A 16406-nucleotide genomic window follows, 5' to 3' on the forward strand; every position below is an offset into this window, starting at 1 on the left:
ATATTATATTTCATCATTTTAATAGGATTTCTACATGCTCATAGCGAATATTAATATGATAATCATAATTAAATTAGGTGAAGCAAATGACTAACGGAAAAACAGAGATTGTTCTGCAAGCTATTGAATATATGAAAACGCATTTAGAGGAAGAAATAACATCCGAACAACTTGCTAAACATGTTGGTTATAGCCCTTATCATTTTAGTAGAGTTTTTAAAGAAGTTACCGGTGTATCACCTCGTCATTATTTATCAGCATTACGAATTGAGACAGGAAAACAAATTTTAGTAAATTCCTCCTCTACTATTTTAAAAACGCTATTGGATATTGGTTTTAGAAGCATGGGAACCTTCAATTCAAAATTTAAAAGATTTGTTGGCATCCCACCCAAACAATTTCAATCTAGCATTCACGAGTTACATCACTTTGTAAATGAGTACCAATTCTCAACTAAAACACGAAGAAAAGTACACCCCCCTTCGATTACATGTCATCTAGAAGTACCTTCAGATTTTAAAGGTGTTTTATTTGTAGGACTTTTTCCAAGGCCAATCCCTGATCAGAATCCCGTTGTCGGAACTGCACTCGCTCACCATGAAACAAGCTGCACCTTTTCAACCGTACCTAAAGGAACCTATTATATTTTAGCTGCAGCAATATCTAGGAGTTTAAATCCTAAAAATTACTTTGTACTAGATAAGGCATTGCGTGGAATAGCTGAGCATCCCGTGACTATACAAGATGATACAGAAAGCACGGTATCTATTACATTAAGAAATCCGCTTCCTTATGATCCACCCATATTAATCAATTTACCAAAATTACTATTAGAGAAAGAGAAAAACAGCAAACAAGAAGAAAAATAATTATTTATTAACATTTACAATTAGATTAGTTTTCCAAAATAAGGAGGAATCTTCACATGTTAAATCAAGTTTGTGTATTGACCGTCAAAGTAGATGATTTGGATGCGAGTCTTGAATTCTATACGAAAGTTCTGGATTTTAGTGTGTCCAAAAAATATAGTGATACCATTATTAGCTTAGAACATAATGGACTTCCATTCATCCTTGAAAAGGCAGACACCGTAGGTCAGCCATCCCGTTCTAATACTGTCTTGCTTGGTATTCAATCTACAAATATTCACGATGGTTTTGAACGATTGAAATCCAAACAAGTTAACGTTCTCTTTGATGAACCGAAGCCTTGTCCTCCTGGATATTTCTTTGTTATTGAGGATCCTACTGGTAAGCAAATTGAAATCGTTGAATTTGTAGAGGAGTGATAGCTATGAGTCAAGAAGAAATAATAAATCAAATGAAAGAACTAGAACAGGAAATATTAGCTAAAAAACAAAAGCTAACAGAATTAAGAAGATCCATTCCTTATCAAAAAGTAGAAAACTATCAGTTTATAATTTCCATGAATAAGAAAGTTAGTTTACTTGATTTATTTGGGGACAAAAATGAATTAATTGTCATTCAAAATATGGGCAAATCCTGTTCATATTGCACCATGTGGGCAGATGGTTTTAACGGAGTCTACCATCATATCATTAAAAAAGCAGCTTTTGTAGTTGCCTCCCCTGACAAACCAGAGGTACAAGATGCATTTGCAGCTGAACGTAGATGGCAATTTCCGATGATTTCTACGATCGATACAACCTTCAAAGAAGATTTTGGATTTAAAAGAAACAACAATTACCATCCAGGTGTTTCTACTTTTACGAAAGATGCCAATGGAGAAATTTATCATGTAGCCAATGCACCATTTGGTCCTGGAGATGATTTTTGTGCGATATGGCATTTGTTTGATCTCTTACCAACTGGATCTAGTAACTTCCATCCGAAGAGAGCAATTAATCAAACGACAGATTTCCAGTTAACAAATAATATCGCAATCCAAGTTAAAAATTATCACGATGCGTTAACATTCTATACCAAGGTATTTGGAATGGAAAAGGTAGATGACTTGGATTCTGAAGTAAAACTTCAATTTGCAGGAAATTATTTTTATGTTGAAGATAATGATTCAAATAACATTTTTTTCGAATTTGCAGTTAGTGATTTTCCACAAGCAAAGAAACTGTTATTGGAAAATGGTTGCCAAATTACGAAAAAGTATAATGAAAAAAGCATAATGATTTCAGATCCTTATGGATTAAAATTTCATGTATTTGAAAGCGTATAATTACACGTCTTGTAGTATTTAGGAGGAGCTATAATTGCATACAATCCAAGGAAATACACTTACCAACACGATAACAATACAAGCATCTATTCAACTTGTTTGGCACGCATGGACGATTTCGGAAAGAGTTTCCGAATGGTTTGCCCCAAAAGCAGAAATAGATTTAAGAGTAGGTGGAGCTTTTGAACTTTACTTCATTCCAGAGAATACCAGCACGATGAATACAAAAGGATGTAAAATAATAAGGGTGCTCCATGAAAAAGAACTCCAATTCACATGGAAAGGTCCTGATCAATTTACTAATATAATGAATCAAGAAAATGAGTTAACTATCGTACATGTAAACTTTCATAAAATAGATCAAGAAACTACGAACGTAACCATCAACCATAGTGGATTTAAAGAAGGGAACGATTGGCAAGAAGCCATGAAATGGCACCAGACAGCTTGGACTGATGTTCTTAGCAGTTTAAAGTCTGCTCTTGAAAAAGGAGCAGGGAACCTATGTTGTCACCCCATAGAAATAGATACTGGTTATCCTAATTCTACGATAAAACGGTAAAGGAGGAGTCCATTGATTTACGAAATGACAATTCAGATTCGAGTTACAGATATATCGGAAGGTCAAAAGTGGTATGAAACGCTCCTTCAAAGAAAACCTGATTTTATTCCACACGAAGGTTTTGCAGAATGGGAGCTGATTCCTGGATGCTGGTTGCAAGTAGCAGAAGGAATTCCCGCAAAAGACAGTGGCCCTCTTCGCTTAGGTGTTCTAGACATTGTTTCTGAACGGGAAAGAATTAAAGGGGAACTTAAAGTACCTCATTTTGACATATTTTCCAGGGAAGAGGTCCCAGTGAAATGGGCTACTTTTACAGATCCATGGGGAAATCGGCTCGGACTGTTTGAATATATTAATGAGATAGAAAAAAATGAACAAATTCAGAACATTAGTGGTGAACTGGATTAATGAAAGGTATATACTTTTATTAATAGACAAAATATTTCAAGTAGTACTAAAACACTAATCCAGGAGGAAACCAAATGACCACAAAAATAATTGAACTAGCAGAAGCAACCATTGATGACATTCAAAAAAATATGGAATCAGGGGAACTAACATCCAAAGAACTTACCATGCTATACTTACAACAAATTGCTTCTTACAATCACCAAGGACCGAAGATTAATGCCGTGCTTGAAGTAAATCCTGATGCGCTTCATATTGCTGAGGCACTGGATATTGAACGCAATCAAAAAGGGGCTCGTGGTCCTCTTCATGGTATTCCCATTCTACTTAAAGATAATATAGACACGGCTGATAAAACACATACAACTGCAGGTTCTATTGCTCTGAAAGATCATTATGCTGAAGAAGATGCGTTTATTACGAAAAAACTCCGTGAAGCAGGGGCTGTTATTTTAGGTAAAGCAAATCTAACTGAGTGGGCAAATTTCATGACGGTTGATATGCCTAATGGTTACAGTTCACACGGTGGGCAGGTACTTAATCCATATGGACCAGGAAAATTTGATGTAGGTGGATCAAGCTCTGGACCGGGCGCAGCAATTGCAGCTAATTTTGCACTAGGAGCAATTGGCACGGAGACGAGCGGATCAATCCTAAGTCCAGCAAGTAGCAATTCATTAGTTGGAATTAAGCCAACTGTAGGTTTGCTTAGCAGAACTGGAATCATACCTATCGCAAATAGTCAAGATACTGCAGGACCAATGACACGTACTGTAACAGATGCAGCTATCTTACTAGGAGCCTTAACAGGACAAGATGCCCAAGACCCTGCTACCGCCATGAACCCAGAAATAATTACAGATTACACCCCTTACTTAAACGAGAATGGATTACAACATACACGTCTTGGTGTATCACGTGATTATTTAAAAGGATTGCCTGAAGAAGAGTTAGATATAGTCAATAAAGCATTATTAGATATGGCAAAATTAGGAGCAACTATTATTGACCCTATTGAATTACCAACAAAGCTACCGAATCCGACTGTACTCTTTCATGAGTTTAAAAGTGGCTTAAATGCTTACTTATCTAAACTACCAACTAAATCACCTGTTCATTCCTTATTAGATGTCATTAATTATAATCAGGTACATGCTAAAGACGCTCTAAAATATGGACAAGAAGTATTACTAGATTCAGAGAAAAAAAGCGGAACATTAACAGAGGCTGAATACATTACTGATCGTCTTGAAGACATTCGTACTTCCCAGGATGAAGGAATTGATTTAGCAGTAAAACAGCATAGTTTGGATGCCCTAGTATTTGTTAATAACTATGGTGCAGGAATTGCAGCCAAAGCAGGATACCCTTCCATTACAGTTCCTGCAGGATATACTTCAGAAGGTAAACCTGTTGGAATCACATTTACCGGCACTCAATTTACAGAAGCTAAGTTAATAGAATTAGCATTTGCTTATGAGCAAGCTACAGAACATCGAAGAGCACCTAAATTAACATAAAGTGAATCTGCAATTAGTGGGGGGTATTGGCCCTTATATTCGAGATAATAAGCACGGCTAGAGTTATTCTCATTGAGAACAACTCTAGCCTTTTCTTACCTTTAGACTTTATATACTTCCAATGTCTTCTTTAACCCTTCTTGATAGGGTGTTTTAGGAACTTTCCCTATAAACTGCTCATATTTTTGCCCATCTAAAACAACTGGTTCTTCATTCAAGTACTGCATTTCCACAAACTCTCTCATCTGTTTATCGAATAATCCTACTAACCGAAGCATATTTTTCGTAACTGTCCCAACAGGCTTATTGTACCCAGTAACATCACGAACTAGTTTTATTATTTCATCTCCTGTGATGACATCGTAGGCAGGTATATTCCAGCTCTGCCCATAGGCCACTTCATGTAAAGACAACTCAACAATCGCCTTCGCTCCATCGGGAGTATAAATATGTTCTCTTAACAAATCTTGCTTCCCTATAAATCTCGCCTTTTTACCATTAACTATATCTCTAAGCGTGTAATTTATTTGCGCATTCTCAGCATACGGTCCATAAAAATCAGGAAAATGTGCAATAAAATATGGAACGCCTGATTGTTGGATTAAGTTTATCATTTCCAATCTTAATTTTCCCTTTTTGGTATTAGGGTTCTTAGGAGTGTTCTCCGTTATCTTCTTCCCATTGCTTCTTCCATAGGAATATATATTATCTACTACTGCAAGCTTTGCAGATGCATTTTTAGCTGTGTTTATTATATTTTGGTTTAATGGTATCAATTTCTCTTTCCAGTCCCCATATGGAATATTAATAGCATGATAGATAATATCAACGTTTTGTGCTATTTCCTCTAATTCATATTGATTAAAAACATCTCCTGATTTCCATACTACATTTGGGTCTCCATCAAACATTTCATGTAGCCTTTTTTTTGTTCGTGCAAATGCAATTACTTCCATTCCACGCGCAGATAACTCTCTAACGATGGAATACCCCATCCCCCCTGTAGCTCCTAACACTAACGATTTTTTCATTACGTATTCCCCCTTTAATTGACCAGTGGTCAGTTTTGTTTAAAAAAAGGTTTTAATCCTTTAATTTCTTGTCCATTTCAGTACCATTTCTACATGAAATTCCGCCGCTCCCTTCACTTCATTAAAAGTTGTAATATGCCTTATATAGTGTGTTACAAAACCATGTAATGAAAGAAAAAGTGACCATACCTCTTGAATAGAAATTTGTTTTTCACTTAAGCTACTTACCTGTTTTGCAAATTTTTGATATGTCTTCATTGGGCCTTCATTCATAAAATTTCTTACTTCCTCTTCTTTAACTAAAAACATGATTTCATAATGGCTTTGATGGGTTAAACCAAATTCAATAAAACCTAAACACATCTGTCGGAGCTTTTCTTCATCGTCTGTATCTTGATTAACAATTTCATCAATCGTTTGATCAAGCATTAAAAAATGTTTCTCAACTAATGCGTAAAATAATTCTGCTTTATTTTTAAAATGATAATAGATTGCACCATGACTATAATTAAGTTTCTTTGCAATTTGTCTCATGGAAACATGTTGATACCCTTTCTCCACAAATAGATCTCTTGCCGCATTCATAATCATGTCACGAGTTAATTCAATTTTCACCGCTCTTCTTGCTACCATTTTAACCTCCATTAATTAACCACTGTTCAATTATTACTTTATTACAGCTCATCATAATAATCAAACATAAAGCAAAAAAAAATGACTACACCTCTTTTATAGGAATAGCCATGTTCATTCATCATTCCAAACAATCTCACCACATTGTTCTTCATGATCTATTTTCACATCAAAATAATGCTTTTCATAAAAATACTCTAGCCTTTCTACATGATCAAAATCCCTTTTTACAATATCACCTGTTATAAATTGGACATTTTCATCACGTGCTAGTTCTTTTAAATGCTTCATCAAGATTGATCCGTACCCTTTATTTTCTTCTCCTTTAATATCTGCAATATGAATCGTATTATCATCTTTATACTCCGCTTGAATAGCAGAATTCCATTTCCCTCGGTAAGGCGTCTCGCAGTTATGAAGCATTAATTGACACGTTTCCTCTTCTTTATCTGCATATATAATTACCCAATTATCTTCCTTCGTTTGATCAATACTTATTACTTCAGAATTCTTCGCGATTTCTCTTATATTATTTTGCATACGAAATAACTGTATTTCCAATGAATCTAATTCTTGTTTTAGTTCTTCTTTATTCTTTTCTTTTTCTAAAAATGCGGATTTCATTACTTATTCACCTCCTTGCGTTTCTATGCAAACACAGTCTGCTATTTTACTAGATTGTTAGGCATAATTTCAAGTGTTAGAAAATTCGCCATCAAATAAAATAAACAAATAGTACTTAATACTTAGACAAAAATGCCGATATATACTGAAAAGCGTCTTATCTACAATTGGGGGGTACATATGAAGAAAAATAAAATCAAGAAAACAAAACCAGTCAAAGTTAAAGAAAAGAAAAAAGGAATAAAAAAGAAGAGAAATATAAACGCATTTAAATTCTGGAAAAACACTAAAATAAGCAATAAGTATATGATCGCCTTTTTTACGACTGCCATCTTATTCTTGATTGCTGGTAGTATAGTATATCTACAGTTAATCAAAGGACAAAATGATATCGAAGCAATTGATGAATATAGTAAGCGGGTAAATGACATGTCAGATATGGCTGCACTCATCCAGGTGAAAGATGTGCAAATTGCAGATTATCTACTTTCCGAAAGTAAAAGATACATAGAAGCATTTACAGACTACCAGGAACAATTTGATACACTAGCAGCAGAAATTGAGCCAACACTAAATACGGATAAACAAAAAGAGATTTTTAATGAAATTAGAAAAAATGATCAAGAAATAAATGAAATGTTTTTTGGGGAAATCAGTGATGCTGTAGATAGCGGACAACAACATATGGCAGGATTAATCCGTAATCGTTCATCTGAGCTAAGAGCCTCAACAGTAGGGTTAGTTAATGAGTTAATGGACATTGTAAAGCAAGATCAAGAAGCAGCTGTTCAACAATCTAAAAGAAGCTTAGACGCAAGTGCATTACTTTTAGCTATCGCAAATCCCATTGCATTAGTAGCAGGAATTATTTTCATGATTTTAGTAAGTCGCACTATTTCATCTAACTTGAAGCAAGTTGTAACGATTACTTCAGAGGTTGCAAAAGGAAATTTATTAGTACAATCTATGAGTTATGATGGTAAAGACGAAATTGGTCAGTTAGCTAATGCAGTAAATCAAATGAAGGATAATATCCGTAATATCTTATCAAAAGTTTCCTCCGCTTCCGAGTTAGTATCATCAAGAAGTGAAGAATTAACTCAATCAGCATCCGAAGTAAAAGAAGGTAATGAACAAATTGCAACAACTATGGAAGAACTATCAACTGGAGCAGAAACCCAGGCAAATAGCGCTTCAGACTTAGCTGGAAATATGAGTGATTTTGTTCAAAAAGTACAACAGTCAGAACAAGATGGTAAAGGAGTCGCATCTTCATCCGAACATGTACTTTCTTTAACTAATGATGGAACGGCACTTATGAAAAAATCTGTCGATCAAATGAAACAAATTGATTCAATCGTTTCAGAATCTGTACAAAAGGTAAAAGGGTTAGAAAATCAATCTAACGAGATATCAAAACTAGTCCTCGTTATTAAAGATATTGCTGATCAAACCAACCTGCTATCCTTGAATGCTGCGATTGAGGCTGCAAGAGCAGGTGAGCATGGAAAAGGTTTTGCGGTAGTGGCAGATGAAGTGAGAAAGCTTTCCGAACAAGTAGCATCATCAGTCGGAGAAATAACTACCATCGTTAGAAGTATTCAAAGTGAAACAAATGACGTAGTTACCTCATTGAATAATGGATATGGCGAAGTTAAAGAAGGAACCGCTCAAATTGAGACTACCGGAAAGAACTTTGAAAGTATCAATTATTTTGTTTCAGAAATGGCTGATAAGATCTCTACCATTTCTACAAACCTTAGTAATATTGCAGAAAATAGTACAAACATGAATAATTTAATTGAAGAAATCGCTTCTGTTTCAGAAGAATCAGCAGCGGGCGTGGAGCAAGCAGCTGCATCTTCTCAACAAACATCTAGTTCTATGGAAGAAGTTTCAAGTAATGCAGAAGAACTAGCAGAATTAGCAGAACAATTAAGCAAAGAATTAAAAATCTTTAAAATATAACAAAGAGAGTCTATGTCTAGTATTTATAGGCATAGATTCTTTCTTTTCATAAGTTTGTTCTCTAAAGATCCTTTAATAAAACGAAGAATGCAGTAGCAATTGAACCGTATACTAATAATGGAGGTGATAATATGATCGTTGTAACAACAGAACAAATTTCAGGTAAAAGTATCGCTGAAGTAAAAGGTTTCGTTCAAGGCAGTACGGTGCAATCGAAGCATGTAGGAAGAGATATTGGTGCCGGACTAAAAACCCTTGTTGGAGGTGAGATCAAAGGATATTCAGACATGATGGTGGAGGCTAGAAAAGTCGCCTTTAAACGTATGGAAAAAGAAGCCGAAAACATTGGAGCCAATGCTATAGTAGGCATGCGGTATCAAACTTCTCAAGTTATGAGTGCAGCATCAGAAGTAATAGCATATGGAACAGCAGTACGAATTGACTAAAACGATGGATATTAAAATGATCTACCAAATTAACGGTAGATCATTTTATCACTCTGATAAAAAGCAGTTTTGAGTATGGTCATTCACCATTCCAGTAGCCTGCATAAAAGCATAACAAATAGTAGGTCCAACAAATGAAAAGCCACGTTTCTTCAAATCTTTGCTCATTTGTTCCGACTCTTTCGTAGATGAAGGTACTTCATCATGTGTTTTCCAATGATTATTAATCGGCTCCCCACCTACAAATTTCCATATATATTGATTAAAGCTGCCAAACTCTTCTTGCACACGTAGAAAAGCCTTCGCATTCTTTATAACAGAACGTATCTTTAATTTATTTCGGATAATCCCTTCATCTAGCATTAATTCAGTTATTTTTTCATCATCAAAGTGTATTAATCGATCTGCTTCAAAGTTCGCAAATGCCTTTCGATAGTTTTCTCGACGTCTTAAAATTGTAATCCAACTTAAACCCGCTTGTGCTCCTTCAAGAGATAGCATTTCAAACAGTTCTCGATCATCATATGTTGGTCTTCCCCATTCATGATCATGATATTCAATATATAACTGATCGTCCTTCGGAACCCATTTACATCTTTCTTTTTCCATTCTACTCATCCTTTGTTTCTACTCTATTTTCTTCATAGGATATCCAATCACTATAGCTACCAGGATATAATTTAACGTTAGTAAACCCAATTCGTTTTAATGCCAATATATTTGGACAAGCAGACACACCTGAGCCACAAGAAACAATGATTTCGGCTCCCTTATCCAAAGAAGAAAAATGTTCTTTTAATGTGTCTTCATCCTTCCAGGAACCATCCTCATGTAAAACCTCCTTCCAAAAGAAGTTCCTTGCTCCTGGAATATGTCCAGCCTTTGCATACAAAGGCTCTACTTTGCCTAAATACCTTTCTTTTGAACGAGAGTCTATTAAAACAGCATTACTAGACATGATATTTTCCTTTATTTTACGAATATCAACCACTTCATCTTCGTTTACTTTTGGTATAAAATTTTTCTTTGCATATGTAGGGATTTCAACTGAAACCTTATTTCCTTGCTTCACCCAACACTGATATCCGCCATCCAACACGTACACTTTCTCATGCCCCATATACTGTAAAAGCCACCATAATCTCGAAGCGAACATATCATTTTGTTGATCATAAACAACAACTGTTGTTCCATGATCGATTCCTATCTCACCTAATTTACTTGAAAATTCATTAGAATCTGGTAAAGGGTGATTTCCTCCATGCTTTTGAACTTCTCCTGATAAGTCTTTATTTAAATCTAAATAGACAGCACCAGGAATATGTCCCTCCACATATGCTTTTCTACCAGCATCAGTATCATTCAACTGAAAGCGTACATCAACTACTACCGTCTCATCTTCATGGTTATTTAACCTATCCACTAATTGTTCAACACGCATTAACATTTTCTTACTCCCCTCCATTATTTAATACTTTCCCCATGTAATACTCATCTACAAATCTGTTATTAATAAATAGTGAATCTTTCTTAACTCCTTCCAATTCGAATCCAGCCTTTTGATACAGGGAAACTCCCGCTTCATTTTCCGTGACAACCGTTAATTCTAATCGATGGATTCCTTGATGAGTTGCCCATTGATTTAATTCCTTAAACAACGCTGTCCCAATCCCTTTTCCCCTATAGGTTGAAAGAATACCTATAACTATATACGCACGATGCATAGTTCTTTTGGTTGTTCCACCAATAGCGAAAAGATATCCTACTAACCCGTGATTCCCTTCTGCAAGCAATATACACGAATTATCTTGTTCTGTTAAAGCTTTAATCATTGCGCCTTGTTTTTCAGCTGTAGGATTTCTCTCACCAGGTTCAAATAACATATACTCACTACTTTTTTCGACCTGTTTTATTAGCCTGGCCAAGTTTTCTGCATCATCTAATACTGCATGTCTAATCATACATAACACTCCATTCTTCATATTTAATATATTCGCTAAAAGTTAGTGTTTTCCTCTTAGAAAATATTTCGAGTTACGGTATAATTAAAACAATACGAATCGAAGGAGAGATCTTTACCATGAAGGAAGACATAATAAAGCGATTTACTACATATGTAAAAGTTGATACGCAGTCCAATGAAGAAAGCAACACCACCCCTTCTACTCCCGGACAGCTTGAACTAGCCAAACAATTAGTTCTCGAATTAAAAGAAATTGGGATGGAAGATGTAACAATTGATGAAAACGGTTATGTAATGGCAACATTACCCGCAAATGCTAAAAAAGATGTACCTACTATTGGTTTTTTAGCTCATGTAGATACAGCTACAGATTTTACAGGTAAAAACGTGAATCCGCAGATTGTGGAGAACTTCGATGGGAATGATCTGACATTAAATGAAGAGTTAAACGTTGTTTTGTCAGCCAATGATTTTCCTGAGTTACCAAGTTATAAAGGGCATACGTTAATTACAACCGATGGCACGACCCTTCTAGGTGCTGACAACAAGGCAGGAGTTGCCGAAATTATGACAGCAATGGACTATCTGATAAAACATCCAGAAATTGAACACGGAAAAATTCGTGTAGCGTTCACTCCAGATGAAGAAATCGGACGTGGGCCACATAAATTTGATGTGGAGCAGTTTAATGCAACATATGCATATACCGTTGATGGTGGCCCATTAGGAGAATTACAATACGAAAGCTTCAATGCAGCTGCAGCTAAAGTAACGTTTAAAGGAAATAGTGTGCATCCTGGAACTGCTAAAAATAAAATGATAAACTCCGGAAAAATGGCAGCAGAATTTATTAATAAATTCCCTGAACAGGAATCTCCTGAGCATACAGAAGAATATGAGGGTTTTTACCACTTAATCTCTGTTAACGGGGATGTAGAAAAGACAACTGTATATTACATTATTCGAGACTTTGACAAGGGAAATTTTGAATCTAGAAAAGAAACATTTCATCAATTTTCTAAAGAGTTAAAAGAAAAATATGGGGAATCACGTGTTGAACTAGAAATGAAAGATCAATATTACAATATGCGTGAAAAGATCGAACCTGTTATGGAAATCATTGAGATTGCCAAACAAGCAATGGATAATTTAAATATCAAACCGATTATTAGACCAGTTCGTGGCGGAACCGATGGATCCCAAATTTCATACATGGGCTTACCTACACCAAATATTTTTACCGGTGGAGAAAACTTCCATGGTAAATTTGAATATATTTCTGTGGATAATATGGAAAAAGCAACGAACGTAATTATAGAGATTTGTAGATTATTTGCAGAAAAGTAATGGATAATAGTCAGATTCTACTTGAATCTGACTACTACTTACCTCTTAATTAAGAAAGATACAACAAAACCAATGACCAGTAGAAATGCGAAAACACTAAATGTAATTATATAGTTACCTGTTGTCATTAATGCTATTCCGACAATCGGTCCTAGCATAGCACCAATGAATAAAATAAATGCGTAAAAGGAATTTGCTAGTGCTCGTTGTTTCCCACCTAATTCTCCTACCAGCATCATGATTGCTGGAAATATCATTGAAATACCACCCACATAAATAATACTTACGAATACAATCCAAAATAAATTTGGTGCTATACCAAGAGAGAAAAGACCGATAATAGCCATTAACAGTCCTAACCGTAGTGTAGTCATTAACCCTATTTTATGAACAATCATTCCAGTTAATGGAGATAACACCATCCCTATTATTCCTGCAGCACGAACAAATAATATCCCTTTCTCCGAAAGATCAAATGGTGCATTCCCTAAATAACTCCCTAATACAGTATACATACCAATGAAGGTAAGCAATAAAAATATTGTAATGGTATAACAAAATAAAAAATTACTTTGTGAAAATATAATTTTTGCTTGCTTGAGGTAATCATACAGTCCGTTTGTAGTATTTCTATTTTCTGAGGAAGGGAGAATAAACTGAACTGCAACAAAGGTTAGAAGATAAAAGAATCCAAACAAAATAAACACAAATTGCCATTCAAACGTTTGATTAATAACATCCGCTATTACTTGACCAAAGATTCCTGCAGTTACGTATCCAAAACTAATAAACCCTACTGCTGTAACGATTTGTTTCTTCGGAAAGATATCAAATACATAGGCTAACGCTGTTGGTGCGAATGTTGCTGCAACAAATCCTTGTACTCCTCTTAGTATTACTAAACCATAAAATGAATGGATAAAGCCTATTATAAATGTTGTAACGGTTAGGGCTAACAGACCGAATACGATAATTTGCTTTCTACCATATCGATCAGCAAGTGGACCAAAGAATAAAAAACCAATTCCATAAAACAAAGAAAAGGAACTACTAGTCCAGGCAGCTATGGAATGTGTTACTTGAAATTCACTTGAAAAGGGAATAATTAGTGGTGTTGTCACATACACACTAGAAACAACAATTAATGCGCACCAAAATAACATGCCAGTTATAAATCCGTAATTGGTCTTCACCTGAGGTTTAGTCTTTGTAGCTACCTGATACATCCAGATCCTCTCCTCTTATCTTCTATATACATATGGCAAACAAACTAGGATTGTGCGAATGATAAAGCGTTGTTTACATATATGGTGAATCTTCAATCAATGGGGTTTTCATCACCTCCACTGATTGTTAGCACCGCAAGGGTATGATCTAAAGGCCATTGAACATATTGGTAATTACCGGAAAATTTCACTTCGTGGGTTTGAAGTGGGATCTTACTGCCAGTTATAGTGGAATAAATAGCCTATTGCCCTCTTTCCAGAAAATATGAGAAAATAGAGTATGCGTTTCATTTTAAATAAAGTGAAACTTCATTCAGTGGGGGTCTTACTGCCCGTTACATGCGGGATAAATTACAATTGAGGTATACTGCTCACCTAAGATTAAGGAGAGACTAACATGGTTAAATCAAACCTTATTATTTCATTAACTATATTAACTTTAATATTTCTTCTTTCAGGCTGTAATTTCTCTAAACAACAACCAGAGGAAAGCCCCCCGCCAGATTCATCCGAAGAACACGAAAGTGAAGTTGATGACGAACAGAGTGAAGAAATTACAGGTGAAAGTAATGAAAAGGAAGAATTTATAACGTTACCTGAAGAAGGTTTACAAAAAGGTGATGAGGGAGAAGCTGTGCGCATCTTACAAGAATTTTTAAATGAACTTGGTTACTCCATAGCTATAACGGAGCAGTTCGACCAAGAAACGATATGGGCACTTACTGACTTTCAACTTCAACAGGATGATAATATGGAGGTAACTGGTTTATACGACCAACAAACGAAGGATTCCTTAGAACTAGTAACCGTAGGTGATATTGAAATTAAACCAGGATCAGCTCTCTCGTATGAAAAGAATGCTTCATTAGATGAAGAGACGGTTGAACTTGCAAATCCATATGAAATATTAGCACTAGTGAATAAAAAACATGCATTACCTGCAGATTATATTCCAGATGATTTAGTTGTACCAGATGTTCGTTTTACTTTTGTGGAAGATAACCCTAAAAAGCAAATGAGAAAAATAGCGGCCAATGCCTTAGAAGAATTATTTGCCGCAATTGATGAAGAAGACTTAGACTTATTTGCTCAATCTGGCTATCGTTCCTATGAAACACAAGATAACTTGTACACATCCTATGTGACTACCTATGGAGAAGAAGAGGCAAATATGTTTAGTGCTAAACCTGGCGAGAGTGAACATCAGTCTGGATTAAGCATGGACGTTACTAGTCCAGATGTTGACTACCGATTAATTACGGATTTCGGTGATACAGAAGAAGGGAAATGGCTCCAGCAGAATGCTGCTGACTATGGATTTATTATTCGCTATCCTTTAGGAAAAGAAGAGATAACAGAGTATCAATATGAACCCTGGCACTTACGTTACGTTGGGATACAAGCTGCAAAAGAGATTATGGAACAGGGAATTACATTAGAAGAATATTTAGGTGAAAATTAGAAAACTTAGGCAAAATAGGCATTTTTATACTTTCCTATCTTCCTAAAAAGAACGAATTAGGATCTATTTCTAATTCGTTCTTTTATCTTCACACCAAATCCGTTTCAACGTAATCGCCTGTTCTTTCACTTGTAACTGAAACACATCCGGGTTAGTGAGACTCTTCCATTCATCAAATCCAATAGAATCATCAAAATACTTTAATAGTAATGTCAAGAGATTACCATGATTTACGGGCAGTTGATCCCCACTTATCCTTCTTCACTTCAAAGTCTTGAAGTGGGGATCTTACTGCCCGTTACATGCGGGATAAATATGTTTATTCACCCTATTCACCACACAAATAGACTATGTTAATTCAGCTTCATTTTCCGCTTCTGCCACCTGCTTCACACGCTCAACAAATTGAACGACTACTTTGTCACCACCACCGAGTTTCATTAATATCTTGGCTGGCCATTTTAAAGGATTATTCGTAGTTGTATAAACAAAGTATGTTTTGTCGTCTTCTAGCTTTTCTACTTCATAGGTTGTTGTAATTTCAAACATATTCGCCAATGTAAAGGCAACCTTCATTTTTTTACGATTTGGTTCATTTTCATAGATCAAGGTTTCAACATCATACTCTTGAATCTTTTTTCCTTCTCTAAATTTCTGTCTATAAATAGATCCTACACCATTATCCGTCTCTTTAACTAGCTTATTTTCAACGACATTGGGCATTATTTTTTGCATATCCTCTAAGGAACCATCAAATAGCTTCCACACCTGTTCAATAGGTGCACTGATATTTTTACCCTGTTTCCACTCTCTCATCTCATCAATCCTTCAATTAAACGAATTTTCTACATTTATTCTACCACATAGTTGAATCTAAAAAAACAAACACTAGACATTAAAATGTACCCTATAGAGTAGACACTTTAAAAAAAGTCTACCTATAGGGTACTTTTGTGTAATAATAAAGAAAAAAATAGTAAATGGGGAAAGAATATGAGTAAGAGATTGTTTACGGAAAAGGAA

18 protein-coding genes and 1 pseudogene are annotated in these 16406 nt (G+C 35.3%); 10 read left to right on the plus strand and 9 right to left on the minus strand.

Features of this window, described 5'->3' with window-relative positions; genetic code table 11:
• Positions 1-86: 86 nt before the first annotated feature.
• From GMD78_RS15820 to GMD78_RS15845, 6 genes are all read left to right on the plus strand, one after another.
• Complete coding sequence (locus tag GMD78_RS15820) at positions 87-869, plus strand: helix-turn-helix domain-containing protein (protein WP_155670000.1); 783 nt, start codon at positions 87-89, stop codon at positions 867-869.
• A gap of 56 nt (positions 870-925) precedes the next feature.
• Positions 926-1288, plus strand: coding sequence for a VOC family protein (locus GMD78_RS15825; RefSeq protein ID WP_155670002.1), 363 nt, complete (start codon positions 926-928; stop codon positions 1286-1288).
• A 5-nt stretch (positions 1289-1293) separates the two neighbouring features.
• Complete coding sequence (locus GMD78_RS15830; protein WP_155670004.1) at positions 1294-2193, plus strand: DUF899 family protein; 900 nt, start codon at positions 1294-1296, stop codon at positions 2191-2193.
• Between the two features lie 34 nt (positions 2194-2227).
• Positions 2228-2755 (plus strand): SRPBCC family protein, encoded by a 528-nt coding sequence (locus GMD78_RS15835; protein WP_155670006.1) that lies wholly within the window; start codon positions 2228-2230, stop codon positions 2753-2755.
• A gap of 12 nt (positions 2756-2767) precedes the next feature.
• The gene (locus tag GMD78_RS15840) at positions 2768-3163 is read left to right on the plus strand and encodes a VOC family protein (RefSeq protein WP_155670008.1); all 396 of its coding nucleotides are present in this window, start codon (positions 2768-2770) and stop codon (positions 3161-3163) included.
• Between the two features lie 74 nt (positions 3164-3237).
• Positions 3238-4683 carry an amidase family protein gene (locus GMD78_RS15845; RefSeq protein ID WP_155670010.1) on the plus strand — a complete coding sequence of 482 codons (1446 nt, stop codon included), beginning with the start codon at positions 3238-3240 and terminating at the stop codon, positions 4681-4683.
• A gap of 101 nt (positions 4684-4784) precedes the next feature.
• Here GMD78_RS15845 and GMD78_RS15850 read toward each other — a convergent pair whose 3' ends face one another.
• The 3 genes from GMD78_RS15850 to GMD78_RS15860 form a co-directional block, all read right to left on the minus strand.
• The gene (locus tag GMD78_RS15850; RefSeq protein WP_155670012.1) at positions 4785-5714 is read right to left on the minus strand and encodes an NAD-dependent epimerase/dehydratase family protein; all 930 of its coding nucleotides are present in this window, start codon (positions 5712-5714) and stop codon (positions 4785-4787) included.
• Between the two features lie 60 nt (positions 5715-5774).
• A complete protein-coding gene (locus GMD78_RS15855) occupies positions 5775-6347 on the minus strand; it encodes a TetR/AcrR family transcriptional regulator (RefSeq protein ID WP_155670014.1) in 573 nt (190 codons plus the stop codon).
• A 114-nt stretch (positions 6348-6461) separates the two neighbouring features.
• Positions 6462-6971, minus strand: a complete 510-nt coding sequence (locus tag GMD78_RS15860) for a hypothetical protein (RefSeq protein ID WP_155670016.1) — start codon at positions 6969-6971, stop codon at positions 6462-6464.
• Positions 6972-7151: 180 nt separating this feature from the next.
• On the opposite strand from GMD78_RS15860, the gene GMD78_RS15865 reads away from it, so the two are divergent.
• Both GMD78_RS15865 and GMD78_RS15870 read left to right on the plus strand, forming a co-directional pair.
• A complete protein-coding gene (locus GMD78_RS15865) occupies positions 7152-8939 on the plus strand; it encodes a methyl-accepting chemotaxis protein (protein ID WP_155670018.1) in 1788 nt (595 codons plus the stop codon).
• A 131-nt stretch (positions 8940-9070) separates the two neighbouring features.
• A complete protein-coding gene (locus GMD78_RS15870) occupies positions 9071-9385 on the plus strand; it encodes a YbjQ family protein (protein ID WP_155670020.1) in 315 nt (104 codons plus the stop codon).
• A gap of 48 nt (positions 9386-9433) precedes the next feature.
• On the opposite strand, the gene GMD78_RS15875 is transcribed toward GMD78_RS15870, so the two are convergent.
• From GMD78_RS15875 to GMD78_RS15885, 3 genes are read right to left on the minus strand one after another with little or no spacing between them, the layout of a single operon-like run.
• Positions 9434-10003 carry a DNA-3-methyladenine glycosylase I gene (locus tag GMD78_RS15875; RefSeq protein WP_155670022.1) on the minus strand — a complete coding sequence of 190 codons (570 nt, stop codon included), beginning with the start codon at positions 10001-10003 and terminating at the stop codon, positions 9434-9436.
• Positions 9996-10832 (minus strand): sulfurtransferase, encoded by an 837-nt coding sequence (locus GMD78_RS15880; RefSeq protein ID WP_155670024.1) that lies wholly within the window; start codon positions 10830-10832, stop codon positions 9996-9998. The genes GMD78_RS15875 and GMD78_RS15880 overlap by 8 nt, the downstream gene beginning before the upstream one ends.
• A 4-nt stretch (positions 10833-10836) precedes the next feature.
• Positions 10837-11346 (minus strand): GNAT family N-acetyltransferase, encoded by a 510-nt coding sequence (locus GMD78_RS15885; protein WP_155670026.1) that lies wholly within the window; start codon positions 11344-11346, stop codon positions 10837-10839.
• Positions 11347-11465: 119 nt separating this feature from the next.
• Between GMD78_RS15885 and pepT the strand changes: the two genes are divergently transcribed.
• Positions 11466-12695: a peptidase T gene (pepT, locus tag GMD78_RS15890; protein WP_155670028.1), complete on the plus strand. Its 1230-nt coding sequence runs from the start codon at positions 11466-11468 to the stop codon at positions 12693-12695.
• Between the two features lie 38 nt (positions 12696-12733).
• Here pepT and GMD78_RS15895 read toward each other — a convergent pair whose 3' ends face one another.
• The gene (locus tag GMD78_RS15895; protein WP_155670030.1) at positions 12734-13921 is read right to left on the minus strand and encodes an MFS transporter; all 1188 of its coding nucleotides are present in this window, start codon (positions 13919-13921) and stop codon (positions 12734-12736) included.
• Positions 13922-14318: 397 nt separating this feature from the next.
• Here GMD78_RS15895 and GMD78_RS15900 point away from each other — a divergent pair, with 397 nt between their 5' ends.
• Entirely contained in the window at positions 14319-15383 is a 1065-nt protein-coding gene (locus GMD78_RS15900; protein ID WP_155670032.1) for a D-alanyl-D-alanine carboxypeptidase family protein, read from the plus strand.
• A 69-nt stretch (positions 15384-15452) separates the two neighbouring features.
• Here the strand turns inward: GMD78_RS15900 and GMD78_RS21885 are convergent.
• Together GMD78_RS21885 and GMD78_RS15910 are read right to left on the minus strand one after the other, a co-directional pair.
• Positions 15453-15623: pseudogene (locus GMD78_RS21885) on the minus strand (histidine phosphatase family protein); the annotation flags it as partial.
• A gap of 108 nt (positions 15624-15731) precedes the next feature.
• Positions 15732-16199, minus strand: coding sequence for an SRPBCC family protein (locus tag GMD78_RS15910; protein WP_155670036.1), 468 nt, complete (start codon positions 16197-16199; stop codon positions 15732-15734).
• Positions 16200-16406 lie beyond the last annotated feature (207 nt).

Origin of the sequence: Ornithinibacillus caprae (assembly GCF_009728145.1) — a bacterium.
In the GTDB taxonomy this organism is placed as follows: domain Bacteria; phylum Bacillota; class Bacilli; order Bacillales; family Amphibacillaceae; genus Ornithinibacillus; species Ornithinibacillus caprae.